This is a genomic window from Burkholderia crassaminum (assembly GCF_964265005.1).
GTDB lineage: Bacteria > Pseudomonadota > Gammaproteobacteria > Burkholderiales > Burkholderiaceae > Burkholderia.
On the sequence record NZ_OZ183800.1, the window covers coordinates 2,704,556 to 2,721,704 of the forward strand.

General features: G+C 67.8%; 15 protein-coding genes. 4 read left to right on the plus strand and 11 right to left on the minus strand.

Annotated elements, in window-relative coordinates:
- Positions 1 to 42: 42 nt before the first annotated feature.
- On the minus strand, positions 43 to 711 hold the full coding sequence (locus ACPTTF_RS29120) for an O-methyltransferase (protein ID WP_423369208.1): 669 nt from the start codon (positions 709 to 711) through the stop codon (positions 43 to 45).
- Positions 712 to 843: 132 nt separating this feature from the next.
- Between ACPTTF_RS29120 and ACPTTF_RS29125 the strand changes: the two genes are divergently transcribed.
- Positions 844 to 2,139: an O-acetylhomoserine aminocarboxypropyltransferase/cysteine synthase family protein gene (locus tag ACPTTF_RS29125; protein WP_423369209.1), complete on the plus strand. Its 1,296-nt coding sequence runs from the start codon at positions 844 to 846 to the stop codon at positions 2,137 to 2,139.
- Positions 2,140 to 2,321: 182 nt separating this feature from the next.
- Positions 2,322 to 3,047 carry a ZIP family metal transporter gene (locus ACPTTF_RS29130; protein WP_423369210.1) on the plus strand — a complete coding sequence of 242 codons (726 nt, stop codon included), beginning with the start codon at positions 2,322 to 2,324 and terminating at the stop codon, positions 3,045 to 3,047.
- Between the two features lie 22 nt (positions 3,048 to 3,069).
- On the opposite strand, the gene ACPTTF_RS29135 is transcribed toward ACPTTF_RS29130, so the two are convergent.
- Both ACPTTF_RS29135 and ACPTTF_RS29140 read right to left on the minus strand, forming a co-directional pair.
- Positions 3,070 to 3,573, minus strand: a complete 504-nt coding sequence (locus ACPTTF_RS29135) for a hypothetical protein (RefSeq protein ID WP_423369211.1) — start codon at positions 3,571 to 3,573, stop codon at positions 3,070 to 3,072.
- 65 nt (positions 3,574 to 3,638) lie between these two features.
- Positions 3,639 to 3,914, minus strand: coding sequence for a DUF4148 domain-containing protein (locus ACPTTF_RS29140; RefSeq protein ID WP_423369212.1), 276 nt, complete (start codon positions 3,912 to 3,914; stop codon positions 3,639 to 3,641).
- Between the two features lie 314 nt (positions 3,915 to 4,228).
- Between ACPTTF_RS29140 and ACPTTF_RS29145 the strand changes: the two genes are divergently transcribed.
- Positions 4,229 to 5,389, plus strand: coding sequence for a porin (locus ACPTTF_RS29145; RefSeq protein ID WP_423369213.1), 1,161 nt, complete (start codon positions 4,229 to 4,231; stop codon positions 5,387 to 5,389).
- A gap of 297 nt (positions 5,390 to 5,686) precedes the next feature.
- On the opposite strand, the gene ACPTTF_RS29150 is transcribed toward ACPTTF_RS29145, so the two are convergent.
- Positions 5,687 to 6,034: a hypothetical protein gene (locus tag ACPTTF_RS29150; protein WP_423369214.1), complete on the minus strand. Its 348-nt coding sequence runs from the start codon at positions 6,032 to 6,034 to the stop codon at positions 5,687 to 5,689.
- Between the two features lie 206 nt (positions 6,035 to 6,240).
- Between ACPTTF_RS29150 and ACPTTF_RS29155 the strand changes: the two genes are divergently transcribed.
- Positions 6,241 to 6,528 (plus strand): DUF4148 domain-containing protein, encoded by a 288-nt coding sequence (locus ACPTTF_RS29155; protein WP_423369215.1) that lies wholly within the window; start codon positions 6,241 to 6,243, stop codon positions 6,526 to 6,528.
- 79 nt (positions 6,529 to 6,607) lie between these two features.
- Here ACPTTF_RS29155 and ACPTTF_RS29160 read toward each other — a convergent pair whose 3' ends face one another.
- The 7 genes from ACPTTF_RS29160 to pnuC all read right to left on the minus strand — a co-directional run bounded on the left by ACPTTF_RS29160 (position 6,608) and on the right by pnuC (position 17,135).
- Positions 6,608 to 8,032, minus strand: coding sequence for a heavy metal sensor histidine kinase (locus tag ACPTTF_RS29160; protein WP_423369216.1), 1,425 nt, complete (start codon positions 8,030 to 8,032; stop codon positions 6,608 to 6,610).
- Positions 8,029 to 8,712, minus strand: coding sequence for a heavy metal response regulator transcription factor IrlR (gene irlR / locus ACPTTF_RS29165; protein WP_021157388.1), 684 nt, complete (start codon positions 8,710 to 8,712; stop codon positions 8,029 to 8,031). Before irlR ends, ACPTTF_RS29160 begins: the two co-directional genes overlap by 4 nt.
- Positions 8,712 to 11,972 (minus strand): efflux RND transporter permease subunit, encoded by a 3,261-nt coding sequence (locus ACPTTF_RS29170; protein WP_423369217.1) that lies wholly within the window; start codon positions 11,970 to 11,972, stop codon positions 8,712 to 8,714. Before ACPTTF_RS29170 ends, irlR begins: the two co-directional genes overlap by 1 nt.
- A 218-nt stretch (positions 11,973 to 12,190) precedes the next feature.
- On the minus strand, positions 12,191 to 13,666 hold the full coding sequence (locus tag ACPTTF_RS29175; RefSeq protein ID WP_423369218.1) for an efflux RND transporter periplasmic adaptor subunit: 1,476 nt from the start codon (positions 13,664 to 13,666) through the stop codon (positions 12,191 to 12,193).
- A gap of 34 nt (positions 13,667 to 13,700) precedes the next feature.
- Positions 13,701 to 15,032, minus strand: a complete 1,332-nt coding sequence (locus ACPTTF_RS29180) for a TolC family protein (RefSeq protein ID WP_423369219.1) — start codon at positions 15,030 to 15,032, stop codon at positions 13,701 to 13,703.
- A gap of 243 nt (positions 15,033 to 15,275) precedes the next feature.
- Complete coding sequence (locus ACPTTF_RS29185) at positions 15,276 to 16,466, minus strand: phosphotransferase enzyme family protein (protein ID WP_423369220.1); 1,191 nt, start codon at positions 16,464 to 16,466, stop codon at positions 15,276 to 15,278.
- 36 nt (positions 16,467 to 16,502) lie between these two features.
- The gene (gene pnuC / locus ACPTTF_RS29190) at positions 16,503 to 17,135 is read right to left on the minus strand and encodes a nicotinamide riboside transporter PnuC (protein ID WP_011356028.1); all 633 of its coding nucleotides are present in this window, start codon (positions 17,133 to 17,135) and stop codon (positions 16,503 to 16,505) included.
- Between the last annotated feature and the right edge of the window lie 14 nt (positions 17,136 to 17,149).

Genomic DNA, 17,149 nt, shown 5'->3' on the forward strand with positions numbered 1-17,149 from the left:
ACCGCGACTCGGCGCACGCGCGGCTGGCGCTCCGCCATCACCTCACGCGCCGACGATCGAGATCGAGAACCCGTCCCAGCCCTTCTGCCCGACCGTCTGCACGGCCGTCGTGGTGACGTGCGGCGCGGCGACGAGACGCGCGAACCCGTCGCGCACGCCGGCCACGTCGGGCTCGCGATTATCGAGGTCGGCCACACGCCCGCCGCGCACGACGTTGTCGACGACGATCACCGTGCCGGGCCGCGACAGCTTCAGCGCCGCGTCGAGATAGACCGGGTTGTTGTCCTTGTCGGCATCGATGAAGATGAAATCGAACGGCGCTTCACCCGCGTCGATGAGCCGCGCGAGGCTGTCCTTCGCGCTGCCGACCACCACCGTCACGACCTCCGCGAACCCGGCGCGCGCGATGTTTTGCGTCGCGACCTTCGCATGCTCGGGGTTCAGTTCGAGCGTCACGAGCGTGCCGCCCGGCGGCAACGCACGCGCGAGCCAGATCGTGCTGTAACCGCCGAGCGTGCCGACCTCGAGGATCCGCCGTGCGCCGCGGATCGTCGCGAGCAGTTGCAGCAGCTTGCCCTGGTTCGGCGCGACGTTGATCGCGGGCAGCCCGGCCGCGTCGCTTGCCGCCAGCGCGGCGTCGAGCGCATCGTCGGACGGCACGAGCGTCGCGGAGAAATACGCATCCACCTGGTTCCAATGATCCTGATTCATCGTGTACCCCTTGTTTGCGGAAAAGGCATTTTATGCGCCGCGCCGCCATAAGCAACAAACCATTCGTTCTAAGGGCTGCCGCGCACGTGCTCCTATAATCGCCGGACCACCACAACAACAAACGGAGCACCCATGACCGATCAGGCCTCTTCGAACTGGCGCCTCGAAACCATCGCCGTGCACGGCGGTTATCGTCCCGACCCGACCACGCGCGCGGTCGCCGTACCGATCTACCAGACCGTTGCGTACGCATTCGACGACACGCAGCACGGCGCCGACCTGTTCGACCTGAAGGTCCAGGGCAACATCTACACGCGGATCATGAACCCGACGACGGACGTGCTCGAGCAGCGGATCGCCGCGCTCGAGGGCGGCATCGGCGCGCTGGCGCTGGCATCGGGGCAATCGGCCGTCACGTACGCGATCCAGACGATCGCCGAAGCCGGAGACAACATCGTGTCCGCGAGTTCGCTGTACGGCGGCACCTACAACCTGTTCGCACATACGCTGCCGCAATACGGGATCACGACGCGCTTCGCCGATCCGCGCGACCCCGCATCGTTCGAGCCGCTGATCGATGCGCGCACGAAAGCGATCTTCGCCGAATCGGTCGGCAACCCGCTCGGCAACGTCACCGACATCGCCGCGCTCGCGGAAGTCGCGCATCGCCACGGCATCCCGCTGATCGTCGACAACACGGTGCCGTCGCCGTACCTGCTGCGCCCGATCGAGCACGGCGCGGACATCGTCGTGCATTCGCTGACGAAGTATCTCGGCGGGCACGGCACGAGCCTCGGCGGTGCGATCGTCGATTCGGGCAAGTTCCCGTGGGCCGAGCATGCGGACCGCTTCAAGCGGCTGAACGAGCCCGACGTCAGCTATCACGGCGTCGTCTACACGGAAGCGTTCGGGCCGGCCGCCTATATCGGCCGCGCGCGCGTGGTGCCGCTGCGCAACATGGGCGCGGCCATCTCGCCGTTCAATGCCTTCCAGATCCTGCAGGGCATCGAAACCCTGGCGCTGCGCGTCGAGCGGATCAGCGACAACGCGCTGAAGATCGCGCAGCACCTCGCGCGTCATGAGCGCGTCGAATGGGTGAACTATGCTGGCCTGCCCGATCACCCCGACCATCCGCTCGTCGCGCGCTACCTGTCGGGCCGTGCGCCGGGCATCCTGACGTTCGGCGTGAAGGGCGGCCGCGACGGCGGTGCGAAGTTCCAGGACGCGCTGAAGCTGTTCACGCGGCTCGTCAACATCGGCGACACGAAATCGCTCGCGACGCACCCTGCCTCGACGACGCACCGGCAACTGTCGCCGGCCGAACTCGCGAAGGCCGGCGTGAAGGAAGAAACCGTGCGGCTGTCGATCGGCATCGAGCATATCGACGACCTGCTCGCCGATCTCGACCAGGCGCTCGCGCAGGTTTGACCGCGACGGGCGCGCCGGCTTGCCGGTGCGCCCGGCATCGAATGTCTTGACCCTGAAGCGGCTTCAAGGTGTTCAATCCCCGGTTGATGCCGGGGCAACGCCCGGCGTGTATGAACCGTACAAGGCGGCCGGGAAGCAAGACGCCGGGCCCGCTGCGGTAAGCCAACCGTCCGAGAGGCCTCATGACACCGACCGCGAAGCTTGCGCTACTGACGTTACCGCCCTTGCTGGCGGCCTGTTTCGGCGCACTCGCCGCCGCGTGGCGCGCACCCGGCCCGAAAACGTCGAGCGTCATCCAGCATTTCACCGGCGGCATCGTGTTCGCGGCCGCGGCGCTCGAACTGCTGCCGCAGGACCGCGCGCATGCGCTGTTCCCGGTCGTCGTCGGCTTCGTGCTCGGCATCGCGCTGATGCTCGCGATCCGTGCGCTGTCGGGCGCGATCGAGACGCGCTTCGAGGAAGCGCGGCTGCCCGTGAGCCTCATCATCGTCACCGCGATCGACCTCGTCATCGACGGCCTCGTGCTCGGTATCGCATTCTCCGCGAGCGACGAAAGCGGCATCATCCTGACCGTCGCGCTGACGCTCGAGGTGCTGTTCCTCGCGCTGTCGGTCAGTGCGGCGCTCGCGGCCGCCGGCATCGGCCGCCTGCTGTCGATCGTCGTACCGGTCGGGCTCGCGGCACTGCTGAGCGTCGCGGCCGTTGCCGGCAACGCGGCGTTCGCAGGGCTTCCGGCCAATATCTACGCGGCGCTGCTCGGGCTGGGCACCGTCGCGCTGCTGTACCTCGTCACCGAAGAACTGCTGGTCGAAGCGCACGAGGTGCCCGAAACGCCGTTTGCGACGGCCGCATTCTTCATCGGCTTCATCGTGTTCTTCCTGATCGAAGGCTCGGTGAAGGCCGGATAAGCCGGGCGCGGCCGCGCACCGGTTACCACGTCGTCGCGCCCGTCGGATAGGTGTCGACGATGCGCGTACCGTTGACGGGCGTCACGCCTTCGTTGCGCAGCGCAGCCCACAGGTCGATCGCATGTTCGCGCGACTTGCGGCTGCCGTCGTCGGTCAGCACGTTCAGTGCGATCACTTCGTCGCCCGTCGTCAACTGCAGCTGCTCCTTCAGCTTGCGCGACTGATGCGACGCGGTGCGGATGTCGCCGAGCAGGATCCGCTTCTCTGTCATCGCCGACCCGCTTCCCGCATCAGCCGGCACGAACGTCAGCCGCCCGTTGTCGACCTCGCATTGCCCGCGCGTGAACGTCGCGCTCCACTCGCCGGCCGGCACGGCCGCGAACTCGCAGCGCATCCGCTCGTTCGCGCGCCGGCCGACATCGTGCGCCGACGCGTGCGACAGCGCGCGTTCCGGCCAGCCGGCCGCGATCGCCGCCGTCGATATCAGGCACGCCGCGAGCACGATTCCTTTCGCGAAATGGCGCATGGCTCTCTCCTCTTCGTGTGGGGTACGGCCGATGGGCACCGCGCCGGTCGGCCGCGAACGAACGATCAACGAACCGCAAAACGGTTGTCGTGCGCATCGACCAGCGGCGCCGCCTCACCGCGATGCACCGTCGCGCGATGAATTTCCTGGTTGCGTGCGACGGTGGCCGGGCTCGCCGGATAGTCGTGATTCGGGCTCGGGATCACGCCGTCGTGGCGCGCTCGCACCAGTTCCTGACGGACTTCCTGCCGGGTCTTCTGCTGCGCGGCCGCCGCCTGCGAAAAGGCCGCAATCGACAGGACGGCAGCGGCGATGACGATCATCGGGCGCGGAATGCTCATGTTGTTCGCTCCTTGCTGGAAAGATGAGACAGGAGCCTTCACTTTGATCCGGCGGCGGTGCGGAATCGTGATCGCAGCATGACGGTTTCGTCACTGCTTAGATATTTCCTGCATCGCACTCCGAATGAAAACGCGTCGCACGCTTCCGAATCCATGACGCGGCGATGACATTTTTCTCATTTGTCCCTCACCTTCACGATCCGAACGCTTCCCAGAATCGGCAACGCGATTGCGACATTCCACGCCCGCCGGCACAACGCGGTGCGGAATCGACCAATGCATGAATCGATCATCTTGAATCTCAGGGGCACACCATGAAAACTCCAGTTCGGCTCGCCATGATGTCGGGGGCGCTGCTCACGACCGCTCACGCGGCACACGCGTCGGAAGTCACGCTGTACGGCCTGTTCGATACGTCGCTGACGTACGTATGGAACGCCAACGCGGACGGCAGGAATCTCGTCGGCCTCGGCAACGGCAACCTGCTCGGCAACCGCTTCGGCGTAAAGGGTGCGGAAGATCTCGGCGGCGGGCTGAAAGCGATCTTCACCCTGGAAAACGGCTTCAATCCGAACACCGGTGCGCTCGGGCAAGGCAACCGGATGTTCGGCCGGCAGGCCTTCGTCGGCCTCGAAAGCGCGCGCTGGGGCACGCTGACGCTCGGCCGCCAGTACGACGCGCTCGCGGACGTCGCGTGGCCGGTCACCGGCGACTTCTACTTCGGCAGCGTCTACGCGACACCCGGCGACGTCGACAACTACGACACGTCGTCGCGCACCGACAACGCGGTGAAATACACGTCGCCCGTGATCAACGGACTCCAGTTCGTCGGTATGTACGCGCTCGGCGGCGTGGCCGGCAAGAGCGGTGCCGGGCAAACCTGGTCGGCCGGCCTGTCGTACAGCAACGGCCCGGTAGACGTGGCGGGCGGCTACTACTACGCGGCCAATCGTTCATCGCTCGCCAACGGCATCCGGACCGGCTGGAACGGCACCTCCGACGGCACGTTCGACGGGTCGCTGGTCAATGGCGGCTACATCTCCGCGAAATCGATCGGCATCGCGCGCGGCGCGTTACGCTACAGTTTCGCGCCGTTCGCGGTCGGTATCGACTACAGCAACGCGCAGTACAAGGCCGACGCGATGTCCGCGTTTCGCAGCACGCAGAAGTACGACACCGCGCGCGGCTTCTTCAACTACCAGGCGACGCCCAGCCTGCTCGTCGGCGTCGGCTACAGCTACACGCGCGCCCGTGGCGACACGAGTGCGACCTACCATCAGGTGTCCGCCGGCGCCGATTACGTGCTGTCGAAGCGCACCGATCTCTACGCAGTCGGCGCATGGCAGCGCGCAAACGGCGAACAGCGCACGCTCGACGGTGGCACGCAAACGGCGCAGGCGTCGATCGGCTCCTATGGCTATGGGGGAACGCGCACGCAGGGCATCGTCAATCTCGGGTTGCGCCACCGGTTCTGATCGCGGCGGCAAACCGCGCGCTGCATGACGAAAATTTCATGCGCCGATCAGGTTCGCGATGCGTCGCATCGCTACGATCTTAAACGTGACGGGCAGCGCCCGTAACGAACCACGCAAGCGGGTCGCTGCCTCACGGCACGTCACGCATTAGGCCCGGACACGTCGAGTGCCGGGCTTCTTTTTTCGCTCATCGAGAACCGAACCCTTGCGCGTTTGGCGATGAACCCGCCATTGCCTGCGAGCTATCCCGGACGACTCCCGCCGCGTGCCCGGCAACCAAAGACCGGGCAATCGCGATCAACGCGTGCCGTTGCGCTGCGGGAACAGGCACACATGCGTCTTGACGTACAGATTCGGATTGCCGCAGCGATGCCCCGCATAATCGATCTGCTCGCCGGGCATGAGGTCGGCCGGCGCCGGCTTGCGTGCGGCGGCCGGCGTGGCCGATGCGGTCGGTGCATCGGGCGTTGAGCCGGAATTTGTCGATGCGCAGCCCGCGAACAACGGGACGATCAGGACTGCGATCAAGGCTAGGCGGATGGCGGGACGATGCACTTTTCGGTCCGGTGTGAAAGTCAGGAAGGGCCGCCCGCTTTCCATGCTGCTGTCGCGAACGGCGTGAACGCCGTCGGCCACGTCGACCATCGGCAGGCTTCATGTTCCACTTCCCGCTCATCGCGCCCATGACGCGAACATGACGATTGCGTCATGTCGTTCGCGTTCGAACGGCGCATCCCCGCGTGACGCAATCTGACGCATTTTTCATCTCGCGATCACGATCACGCACGGCTGCTTTCGCATACTGGGTCCATGGTTCGCCACCCGGCGGCCCTGATCAAGGAGAGTACTCGATGAAAACGGCACAACTCGCAGCACTGTTCGTCACCGCCACGCTGTCGCTCGGCATGGCCACGCAGGCCGCGTTCGCACAGACGCAAACGCAGGGCAAGACCCGCACGCAGGTCGTCAATGAACTGAAGCAGGCGCAGCACGACGGCGTCGTGCCGGTGAGCAAGACGCAGTACCCGCCGAGCGGCGAACTCGTCGCGCGCAACAAGGAGCTTCACGGGATTTCGGTGCATGGCGGCGAGAAGAAGCCGCAGACCGACAACCACGACAACCTGACCGCGCAGAAATGAGGCACGGCCGCACGACTGCGGGTAGCACGCCGCGCGCAGCCGCCTCATGGCGAACGCGCGGGCGGGCTCGCCCGCGGTGTCAGGTGCTGATGGCCGCCGGCCGTTTCAGCTCGGCCGGCCGTCGCGGAAAGCGCAGCCAGAACGTCGTGCGCCGGCCGGGGTCGCTGTCGACGCCGCATTCGCCGCCGTGATTGTCCATGATCGACCGGACGATCGCGAGACCCAACCCGGTACCCGATGCCGAATCGTGCCGCGACGGATCGACGCGATAGAAGCGCTCGAAAATCCGCCCGACATGCTCGGCGGCAATGCCGGGCCCCGTATCCGACACGGCGATCGTCGTCGCACCGCCCTGCTCCACACAATCGATCGTCACGACGCTGCCGCGCGGCGCATACCTTAGCGCATTGGATAGCAGGTTGCTCAGCGCGCGCTGGTACAGCGTCAGGTCCGCATCGACCCACGCGTAGCCGTCGACCTTCACCTGCACGCCCGCATCCTCCGCGAGCGGCTCGTAGTAGCCGGCCACTCGCCCGGCCTCCTCTGCCGCATTCAATCGCCGCACGTCGATCGACGTGCCGGCCTGTTCCGAACGCGCAAGAAACAGCATGTCCTCGATCATCCGCGACAGCCGCTGGTATTCGTCGATGCTCGACTCGATCACGTTGCGGTATTCATCCGCGCTGCGCGGCTGCGACAGCACGACCTGTGCGGCCGCCTGCAGGTTCGTGAGCGGCGTGCGCATGTCGTGTGCGAGATTCGACGAGAACTGGCTCAGCCGCGTGAACGATTCGTTCAGCCGCTCGAGCATGCCGTTGAACGCGTGCTCGAGCTCCTTCAGCTCGCCTGCGGTATCGAGCGCCGGCAGCGGATGCGCGAGCCGGCTCGTCGACATCTGCTCGGCACGCGCCGCGAAGCGCCGCAGCGGGCTCAAGCCCAGCGCCGCAATGCCGTACGCGATCGCGGCCGCGAGCACCACGCCGAACACTTCGATCACGACGATCGTATAAGCGTGCGTCCGCAGCAGCAGCACATCGGCGCCACGGTCGTACTGCACCGCGACGCGCACCACGGGTGCGCCTGCGCCGGCGAGCGGCACGGTCGTCACGAGATACTGCTGCCGAGCGCCGGGCGGCGCGATGCCGACCGGTATGCGCCCCGCGTCGAGCGACAGCAGCGGTGCAACCAGGCGAAATCCGGGGGTGACGACGAGGCGCGTGCCCGCGGCGTCATAGATCGCGAGATCCATGTTCGGATGGCCGTGCAACTGGTCGATCCAGATATCGGTGTTGCGCGCGACGTCCGCCGTCGAGCGCGCTTCGGCCAGGTGCGCGCCCAATGCGGCGGAAATGCCGGCCATCTGCTCGGCCGCCGTCGTTTCGACGCGATTGCTCAGCGCCTCGTAGAGCGCGACGCCGCTCGACGCGAGGATCACCGACGTCGACAGGATGATCAGCGCGGTCAGGCGTCCGCGCAGCGTACGCGGCAGCAGGCGCGCGATCATGCGGCCGCGCCGCCGCGCGCTTCGAGTACGTAGCCCATGCCGCGCACGGTGTGGATCAGCTTCGGGTCGTACGCGTCGTCGATCTTCGAGCGCAGGCGCCGGATCGCCGAATCGACGACGTTCGTGTCGCTGTTGAAATTCATGTCCCATACCTGCGACGCGATCGTCGCGCGCGGCAGGATCTCGCCCTCACGGCGCATCAGCAGCCACAGCAGCGCGAATTCCTTCGCGGTCAGCAGGATCGTGTCGCCCTGCCGCGTGGCCTTGCGGCGCGTCAGGTCGAGTTCGAGATCGGCCACGCGCAGCGTGTTCGAATCGCGCGGCTGGCCACGCCGCAGGATCGACTTGATGCGCGCGGTCAGCTCGACGAAGTCGAACGGCTTCGCGAGATAGTCGTCGGCGCCGAGCTCGAGCCCCTTCACGCGATCGCCGACATCGTCGCGCGCAGTCAGGAACAGCACGGGCGTCGACTTGCTGCGCCGCAGGTTCTGCAGCAGCGTCCAGCCGTCCTGCCCGGGCAGCATCACGTCGAGCACGAGCAGGTCGTACTCCTCGGTTTCGGCCTGGTGCTGGCCCGTGATGCCGTCCTCGACCCAATCGACGACATAACCGGCCTCGGTGAGGCCCTTGCGCAGGTACGCGCCCGTCTTCGGTTCATCTTCGACAATCAGAATTCGCATCACGCATTACCCTTGAAGAAACCCAGCCGGCGCAGCACGCCCGCGCCGAGGCCGCCGCGAAACGCCGCGCGCCACGACACCGCATGGCTGACGCGGTACAGCACGGGCAGCACCAGCAGCGTCAGCGCCGTGGACGACAGGATACCGCCGATCACGACCGTCGCGAGCGGGCGCTGCACCTCGGCGCCGGTACCGGTTGCAAACGCCATCGGCAGGAAGCCGAGCGACGCGACGAGCGCGGTCATCAGCACCGGCCGCAACCGCGTGAGTGCGCCGTCATGCACAGCGGCCTCGAGCGGCATCCCTTCATCGCGCAGGTTGCGGATGAACGAGATCATCACGAGCCCGTTGAGCACGGCCACGCCCGACAGCGCGATGAAGCCGACCGCCGCCGTGATCGACAGCGGAATCCCGCGCAGCCACAACGACACCACGCCGCCGCTCAGCGCGAACGGAATGCCGGTGAACACGAGCAGCCCGTCCTTCACGTTGTTGAACATCACGAACAGCAGCACGAACACCATGAACAGCGCGAGCGGCACGACCAGCTTCAGGCGCTCGCTCGCGCTCTGCAGCTGCTCGAACTGCCCGCCCCACGACACCCAGTAGCCGGCCGGCACGCGCACGTCCTGCTGCAGTTGCTCGCGTGCATCGGCGACGAACGAACCGACGTCGCGCCCGCGCACGTTCGCGCTGACGACCACGCGCCGCTTGCCGTCCTCGCGGCTGATCTGGTTCGGCCCCGGCGCGACCTCGATCGTCGCGAGCTCCGCGAGCGGTACGTACGGTGCCGCCGCGCGCGTTGCGTTCACGCCGCCCAACGGCGCGACGATGCCGCCCGCCGACGTGCCGGCGCCTGCGCCGGCCGCCGGCACGGGCAATGCGATCGGCAGCCGCTTGATCGCCTCGATATCCGTGCGCAGCTCGTCGGGCATCCGCACGACGATGTCGAAGCGGCGGTCGCCCTGGAACAGCGTACCGGCCTTCTGGCCGCCGACGGCCGCGGCGACCGTATCCTGCAGGTCGGCCACACTCACGCCGTAGCGCGCGAGCTTGTCGCGGTCGAGGTTGACGGTCAGAACAGGCAGGCCGGTGGTCTGCTCGACCTTCACTTCCGAGGCTCCCGGCACCTTCTGCAGCGCGGCCGCGATCTGCTCGCCGGTCTGGTTCAGCACGGCCATGTCGTCGCCGAAGATCTTCACGGCGACGTCGCTGCGCACGCCCGAAATCAGTTCGTTGAAGCGCAGCTGGATCGGCTGCGAGAACTCGTACGCGTTACCCGGCAGCTCGGCGAGCGCTTCCTCGATCTCGCGCACGAGCTGGTCGCGCGGCTTCTTCGGGTCGGGCCACTGGTCGGCGGGCTTCAGCATGATGTAGCCGTCCGACAGGTTCGGCGGCATCGGGTCGGCCGCGATCTCGGCCGTGCCGGTGCGCGCGAACACGCGCTCGATCTCGGGGAAGCGCGACTTCAGCGTCTTCTCGATCGACTTCTGCATCTCCACCGACTGCGACAGGCTCGTGCCGGGAATCCGCAGCGCGGAAACGGCCAGGTCGCCCTCGTTGAGGCTCGGGATGAACTCGCTGCCGAGCCGCGTAGCGAGCCCGAGCGTGACCAGCACGATGGCGCCCGCGCCGATCATCACGCGCGCCGGGCGCGTCATGAACGCGGCGAGCACCGGTTCGTACGCGCGCCGCGCCCAGCCCATCAGCCGGTTCTCCTTTTCCTCGACGCGCTCGCCAATGAACAGCGCGACGGCCGCCGGAATGAACGTGACCGTCAGCACCATCGCGGCCGCGAGCGCCATCACGACGGTAATGGCCATCGGGTGAAACATCTTGCCTTCGACACCGGTCAGCGCAAAGATCGGCAGGTACACGACCATGATGATCAGTTGCCCGAAGATCAGCGCGCGACGCGCTTCCTGTGATGCGCCGAACACCTCCGCGAAGCGCTCGTCGCGCGTGAGCGGCCGGCCGGCGGCGGCCTGCGCATGCGCGAGCCGCCGCACGCAGTTCTCGACGATCACCACCGCGCCGTCGACGATGATCCCGAAGTCGAGCGCGCCGAGGCTCATCAGGTTCGCGCTCACCTTCGCGTTGACCATCCCGGTGAAGGTCATCAGCATCGACAGCGGGATCACGAGCGCGGTGATCAGCGCCGCGCGCATGTTGCCGAGGAACAGGAACAGCACGGCGATCACGAGGATCGCGCCTTCGAGCAGGTTCTTCTTCACCGTCGCGACGGCCTTCTCGACCAGCACGGTGCGGTCGTACACGGGAATCGCCTTCACGCCGGACGGCAGCGTGCGGTTCACGTCCTCCATCTTCGCGGCGACGGCCTTCGCGACCGTGCGGCTGTTCTCGCCCATCAGCATGAAGACCGTGCCGAGCACGACCTCCTCGCCGTCCGACGTCGCCGCTCCCGTGCGCAGTTCGCGGCCGATGTCGACCAGCCCGACGTCCTTCATCCGCACCGGCACGCCGCCGACGTTGGTCAGCACGATGTTGGCGATGTCGTCGACGCTACGCGCCTGGCCCGGCACGCGCACGAGATACTGCTCGCCGCGCTTCTCGATGTAGCCGGCGCCGACGTTGTCGTTGTTGCGTTCGAGCGCGCGCACGACGTCGGCGAGCGTCAGCCCGTACGACATCAGCTTGGCCGGATTCGGCGCGACGCGGTATTCCTTCACGTAGCCGCCGATCGAGTTGACCTCGGTCACGCCGCGCACGTTCCGGAGCTGGGGCCGCACGACCCAGTCCTGCAGTTCGCGCAGGTCGGCCGCCGTATAGCGCGTGCCGTCGGGCTTGCGCGCGGCGGCATCGGCTTCGACGGTCCACAGGTAGATCTCGCCGAGGCCCGTCGACGTCGGCCCCATCGCGGGCGTGATGCCGGGCGGCAGCTTGTCCTTCGCTTCCTGGATGCGCTCGTTGACGAGCTGCCGCGCGAAGTAGATGTCGGTACCGTCCTTGAAGATCACGGTGACCTGCGACAGCCCGTAGCGCGAGATCGAGCGCGTCTGTTCGAGGCCCGGCAGCCCGGCCATCACGGTCTCGACCGGGTAGGTGATGCGCTGCTCGGCCTCGAGCGGCGAATAGCCGGGCGCGGCCGTGTTGATCTGGACCTGCACGTTGGTGATGTCGGGCACGGCGTCGATCGGCAGCTTCTGGTAGCTGAACACGCCCAGCGCGGCCACGGCCGCGATCGCCAGCATCACGAGCCAGCGGTGCGCAATCGCAAAGCGGATCAGGCGTTCAAACATGACGGGTTTCCTTGAAACTCGCGTTGCGCAACGCGCAACGGGGCACGGTCACTCTCGACGGACGGGCCGCCCGGCCGACCACCCGGCGGGCCGGGAATCGCACCGCGAGCCGGGCCGTGAATCGGGCTGCGACCCGGGTTGCAAACCGCGCCGTAAACCGGGCCGTGAATCGGGCTGCAGACGGGGCCGCGGATCGCGCAGCAGCGCACACGTGATGCTCATTCATGTTCCGCGCTCCCCTTGCCGAGTTCGGCCTTCAGCACGAAGCTGTTCGACGCCGCGTATTCCTGGCCCGGCTTCAGCCCCTTCAGCACTTCGGTCGCACGTTCGTCGCGGCGCCCCGTCTCGACGGCCTGTGCGACGAAGCCCTTCGGCGAGCGCACAAATACCGACGGCGCACCGTCGACGTCCTGCAGCGCGTCGCTCGCGACCGCGAGCGGCACGCCTTGCTTGCCCGCGTCAACCGATACATTCACGAACATCCCGGGCCGCCACATGCCGTCCGGGTTCGGTAGCACGACACGCGCCGGCGCGGTGCGCGTCTGTTCGCCGAGCAGTGAACCAACGTACGCGATCGGGCCGCTCGAACGCGATTCGAACGCCGTCGCAATCACGGTTGCATCGCGGCCCACCCGCACGTCGTTGAGCCGTTGCGCCGGTACGGCCATCTCGGCCCATACCGTCGACAGGTCGGAGATCACGAACATGCTGGCATCGGCGGCGATCGCTTCGCCGGGCGTCGCATGCTTCTCGACGATCGTGCCCGCGAACGGCGCGCGCAGTTCGTAGCGGTTCAGCGCACCCGCGCCGACCGGTGCATTCAGCGCGGCGAGCTTCTGCCGCGCGTTCTGCACGGCGATCTCGGCCTCGCGCAACTGCACCTGAGCCTGCTGGTAGTCCTGCTCGGCCGAGATGCGCTCCTTCCACAACGTACGTTCACGCTCGTAGGTCGCGCGCGCACCCGACAGCCGACGCTCGGCCGTCAGCAACTCGCTGCGCCGGTCGGCGAGATCGGTGCTCGCGATCACGGCGAGCACCTGCCCCTTCGCGATGTTCTGCCCGAGCGATACCGACACCTGCTCGACGATGCCGGCCACGCGCGGCACCACGTGCGCGGTGCGATCTTCGTTGAACCTGATTTCGCCCGGCAGCTGGAACGGCGTCGCGATCTGCGCGGGGCCGGCCTTCGCCAACGCGATCTTCGAGGTCGCGAGTTGCGCGTCGGTCAACGCGATCGCACCGTCGGCGCGTGCGAACGGGAACGAGGCCGCTTCATTGCCCGCCTTCACGTCGATCGTCGCATCGAACACGTGCGGCTTGGCAATCGACTGCGCGGACACGAACTTCTGGCCGGCCGCGTCGAAGCGCAAGGGTTCGTGCGTGCGGTCGTAGCGAACCAGCGTGCCTGACACGGTGACGCCCTTGTCGGCCGGCTTGCCGTCGACGAACGGATAGACGATGAGGCGCGCATCGCCGGGCTTCTCCGTCATCACGATCTCGACGGATAGTTTGCCGCGCTTGAGCACGACGCCGCCGCGCTCGCCGGCGGCTTCGACGGATGAAGCGCCTTCGGGTGCCGCCGACGCGGACGTGCCGTTGCCGCCGCTGTTGCGCGTGACGCCGAGTGCGCCGAGGACGATCCCGGCACTGCCGAGCACGACCGCCGCGATGATCAGGATTCTGCTGCGTGACATGATGATCCTTCAGGTAATGGAGGCGCCTGTTGCGCTATTGCGTGACCGGTGCGAACGGTGCGAACGGTGCGAGCGGCGTACCGACGAGCCGGCCGATGTCGGCACGCGCGGTATGGGCGTCGGCGAGTGCGCGCACGTATTGCGACTGGCCCTGGAACAGCGTGCGCTGCGCGTCGAGCACGTCGAGGAAGCTGAACTTCCCGAGCTCGTAGCCGCGCGACATCGCATCGAGCGCGAGGCGCGCCGCCGGCAGGATGTCGGCCTTCAGTCGCTGCGCTTCCTGCGCGGCGGCGTCGAAATTCGCGTACGCCTGCGTGAGCTCCAGCCGCAGGCGCGTGCGTTCACGATCGAGATCGGCGTTCGCGCGCTCGGCCTTGTGCGTCGCCTCGAGCAGCGCGCCCTTGTTCGTGTTGAACAGCGGAATCGGGATCGACACGCCGACCACGGCCTGGTTGTCCGGCACGCCGCCCGTGGTCACGCGCTTCACGCCCGCGCTGATCGTCACATCCGGAATGCGCCGTGCGCGTTCGAGCGATACGGCCGCGTTCGAGCGCAGCATCTCGGCACGCGCGACCCGCGCGAGCGGCGCGTCATCGAGCTGCGCGGCGAGCGCGGACAGCGGCCCGACCGGCGGCACGGCTTCGAGGTCGCCGCGCACCGCCAGCCCGCCTTCGCGCGCTTCGCCCATCACCGCGTTCAGCTTCTCGCGTGCGACTTCGACACGGCCGCGCGCGGTCACGACTTCGATCTGCACGCCGGCCGCCGCCACGTGCGCCTTGGTCGCCTCGACCGGTGACACCTTGCCGGCCTGTGCACGGCGGCTCGCGAGATCCGCGGAACGCGCGGCGATCGCGGCCGATTCCTCGGTCACCTGAAGCTGGCGCTGCGCGGCAAGCAGCCCGTAGAACGCGGCGATCACGTCGGCGCGCACGACGGCGCCCTGCTCGTCGAGCGATGCATTGGCCGCTTCCCTGCCGTACGACGCGACGTCGAGCCGCGCGCTGCGCTTGCCGCCGAGTTCGATCGTCTGGTTGATCATCGCGGTCGACGTGCGTTCGGCGCGACGGAAGCCTTCCTGCAGGAACGACACTTCGGGATTGGGGCGCGCACCGGCCTGCATCAGTGCGCCGGCCGACGCATCGACGTCCGCGCGCGCACCGCGCAGCGCCGGATTGTTCCGGGCGGCGACGGTGAGCGCATCGGAGAGCGTCAACGAGGTGGAAGGGAGCGCGTCGGGCGGCGGTGCGCCGATCGGCGCGGTGCTGCCTGAGGCAGCCGGAGCCGGCCCCGGCGACAGCGACGGCTGCGCATGAGCCGTCGCGGCCATCGCGAAGACGACGGCCACGGCGAGGTTGAGCTTGAGCATGTTCGGTTCTGCGGTAACGGTTCGCGACCGATGCTACGGTCCGGCCGCAGTGCGAACATGAGGCGAAGATGATATTTCCGTCATGTTGGGTGCAGCCGCGCACACGCTTGCGGCGCCCCGCGGGAACGGCAGCCCGCTTGAACGATCAGGAGACTGAGGTGAACGCGCAGCGCGATGGCCGCGAGGAAGACTGCGGAGGGTCGGGGACTCGGCGCGCGTGTGCCGAAACCCCCGGCATGCGAATCAAACGCCCCCTTGCTTCTCGCGCCGGCGCTGCACGAGCCAGTCGAGCAGTTGCCGTCCGTCGCGTTCGCCGAACCAGCGCGCGTGCCCGATCAGGTAGCCGTCGTACGCGATGTCGACGATTGCCGGCGCATCGATGATGCAGCCGAAATACGCCACTTCCGACAGGGCGAACTCCGTATGCACGATCGGCAGCAGCGCAACCAGCGCCGCATAGGCTTCGTCGCCCAGTGGTTCGAGCGATTCATAGCCGTCGAGCAGCGCGTCGATCTGCGCGTACTCGACGCGGCGCGCATCGGCCGGCGCCATCCAGTCGACCGTATTGCGCTCGATCGCGAGCGCGAGGTCCATCACCGCGCAGGTGCGATCCGACAGCCCGAAGTCGAGCACGGTCCGCACCTGCGCGCCGGGCCCCGCCTCGGTCCACAGCAGGTTCGACGCGTGCCAGTCGCCATGCGTCCACAGCGGCGCCAGCGCGGGCAGCAGCGGCACGAGGCGCGCGTGATACGGGCCGATCGCGTCGGCCACGTCGCCGCGCCAGTCGCGCGCGCCGAGCGCACGCACGAGCAGCGGCTGCGCCTCGACCCAGCGTTCGAGCGCGCCCGCCAGATCGCCGGACGACAGCACGCGGAAGCTCGACAGCAACGTGCGCACGGGCCGCGCCGGCGCATCGTAGCCAGCCGACGCGCGATGCAGTTCGGCCAGCGCGCGGCCGGCCGCGTATGCATGCGACGCATGCGTGAACGGCTGCCACGACATCACGCCGCGATACGGATCGACGCCGGGTGCCCGCACATGCACCTCGTAGGTCCAGTCGCCGGATGCGAACGCGGTGGCACCGTCGCGATCCGCGAGAATGTCGACCACGGGTATCCCGCGTTCACGCAGGTGCGCGATGAAGCGATGCTCTTCCTCGAGCCCTTCGACATCGCGCAGGCTTACGTGGTGACGCTTGACGAACAGCCCGCGCCCGTCCGTCATCTGCACCAGGACGGCCGCCGCGAACTGCCGCGGGCTGTGCCACGTCAGCCGCGCGGGCTCGCCCGCGCCGTCGATGCGTGCGAGCACCGCCGCCACCTCGTCGTGCGTCATCAGCGGCCAGTCGCGTTCGGCCTGCTCGCCGTCGACACCGAATTGCGGCGGCGCGACGTCACGCGACAGGGTTCCGTCCGGCTCGAGTGGAAATGACATGAACGAGGTTGCTCCGTAGTTGAATCGGCGCGTGAATCAGCGCGCGCCGCCGCCCGTTGCCAGCGCACCGCCGGCCGCCGCGCGCAGCGCCGCGGCCGTGCGGCTCCAGTCGCGCCAGCCGACGACGGCCAGCCCGATGAACAGCGCATAGAGTCCGGCCGTCAGATACAGTTCCTTGAACACGAACATCCCGACGTACACGACGTTCACGACGATCCACAGCCCCCACGACGCGATATAGCGCCGCGCGGTCCAGTATTGCGCGACGAGGCTGAACGCGGTCAACGACGCATCGACGAACGGCAGCGCCGCATCGGTCCAGCGCGCCATCATGCCGCCGAGCAGCGCGCTGCCGACGACGGCCGCGATCAGGTCGGGCAGCATCTGCATCGGCCGCACGCCCGTGACGGGCGCGACATCGCCCGCCGGCGCGGCGCTCCCGTCCGCCTCGCTCGCGCGCTGCGCGAGCCAGCGTTGCCAGCCGTACACCTGCAGCACCGCGAATGCGCCTTGCAGCAGCATGTCCGAATACAGCTTCGCGTCGAAGAAGATCCAGCCGTACAACGCGACCGACACGAGCCCGACCGGCCAGCACAGCATGCGCCGCTTCGCGGTCAGCCAGATCGCGAGCGCGCTGACGATCACGCCGGCGATTTCGAGTGGGGACATCGTCTGTGCTCTCC

Excerpts from the sequence above, each read along its gene's own strand:
- ACPTTF_RS29120 (WP_423369208.1), bottom strand. The coding sequence starts at position 711 with ATGAATCAGGATCATTGGAACCAGGTGGATGCGTATTTCTCCGCGACG.
- ACPTTF_RS29125 (WP_423369209.1), top strand. The coding sequence starts at position 844 with ATGACCGATCAGGCCTCTTCGAACTGGCGCCTCGAAACCATCGCCGTG.
- ACPTTF_RS29130 (WP_423369210.1), top strand. The coding sequence starts at position 2,322 with ATGACACCGACCGCGAAGCTTGCGCTACTGACGTTACCGCCCTTGCTG.
- ACPTTF_RS29135 (WP_423369211.1), bottom strand. The coding sequence starts at position 3,573 with ATGCGCCATTTCGCGAAAGGAATCGTGCTCGCGGCGTGCCTGATATCG.
- ACPTTF_RS29140 (WP_423369212.1), bottom strand. The coding sequence starts at position 3,914 with ATGAGCATTCCGCGCCCGATGATCGTCATCGCCGCTGCCGTCCTGTCG.
- ACPTTF_RS29145 (WP_423369213.1), top strand. The coding sequence starts at position 4,229 with ATGAAAACTCCAGTTCGGCTCGCCATGATGTCGGGGGCGCTGCTCACG.
- ACPTTF_RS29150 (WP_423369214.1), bottom strand. The coding sequence starts at position 6,034 with ATGGTCGACGTGGCCGACGGCGTTCACGCCGTTCGCGACAGCAGCATG.
- ACPTTF_RS29155 (WP_423369215.1), top strand. The coding sequence starts at position 6,241 with ATGAAAACGGCACAACTCGCAGCACTGTTCGTCACCGCCACGCTGTCG.
- ACPTTF_RS29160 (WP_423369216.1), bottom strand. The coding sequence starts at position 8,032 with ATGATCGCGCGCCTGCTGCCGCGTACGCTGCGCGGACGCCTGACCGCG.
- irlR (WP_021157388.1), bottom strand. The coding sequence starts at position 8,712 with ATGCGAATTCTGATTGTCGAAGATGAACCGAAGACGGGCGCGTACCTG.
- ACPTTF_RS29170 (WP_423369217.1), bottom strand. The coding sequence starts at position 11,972 with ATGTTTGAACGCCTGATCCGCTTTGCGATTGCGCACCGCTGGCTCGTG.
- ACPTTF_RS29175 (WP_423369218.1), bottom strand. The coding sequence starts at position 13,666 with ATGTCACGCAGCAGAATCCTGATCATCGCGGCGGTCGTGCTCGGCAGT.
- ACPTTF_RS29180 (WP_423369219.1), bottom strand. The coding sequence starts at position 15,032 with ATGCTCAAGCTCAACCTCGCCGTGGCCGTCGTCTTCGCGATGGCCGCG.
- ACPTTF_RS29185 (WP_423369220.1), bottom strand. The coding sequence starts at position 16,466 with ATGTCATTTCCACTCGAGCCGGACGGAACCCTGTCGCGTGACGTCGCG.
- pnuC (WP_011356028.1), bottom strand. The coding sequence starts at position 17,135 with ATGTCCCCACTCGAAATCGCCGGCGTGATCGTCAGCGCGCTCGCGATC.